This is a genomic window from Affinundibacterium seohonense (assembly GCF_014284305.1).
Classification (GTDB): Bacteria; Pseudomonadota; Gammaproteobacteria; order Burkholderiales; family Burkholderiaceae_D; genus Undibacterium; species Undibacterium seohonense.
Genome location: NZ_JACOFW010000104.1, coordinates 1 through 336 on the forward strand (window position 1 = coordinate 1; position 336 = coordinate 336).

The 336-nt window shown below is 55.1% G+C and carries 1 protein-coding gene; it reads right to left on the reverse strand.

Annotation, left to right across the window (positions count from 1 at the left end):
* Positions 1–336, reverse strand: a 336-nt coding sequence (locus tag H8K52_RS20750) for a hypothetical protein (RefSeq protein WP_222613879.1), incomplete at both ends; no start/stop codon positions are given.

The following is a 336-nucleotide window of genomic DNA, read 5'->3' on the forward strand; positions in this document are numbered from 1 at the left end:
TCGTTGGGCTCGACAAGGAGACGGTGTAGACCAAGTTCGTGCCTTCGACGACATTGTTGTCGCCTGTTCCTGGTGCGCCTGGTTCAACTGTGGTGATCGTTGGTTGATCGTTGTCGATGATGCCGCCGTTACCTGTCACGCCACCAACAACCAATGGCAGCGTTTCTGGCGAGGCGGAATCGACGACGACATCATTGATCGTCGCAACAGTGACCGTGAAGCTGGTCACGCCACTTGGCACGATCAAATTGCCGCCAACTAAGGTCACGCCATTACTGAACGTTGGTGTGGTGTTGTAATCACTACCGGCTGTCGCTGTACCACCGCCTAAGCTGT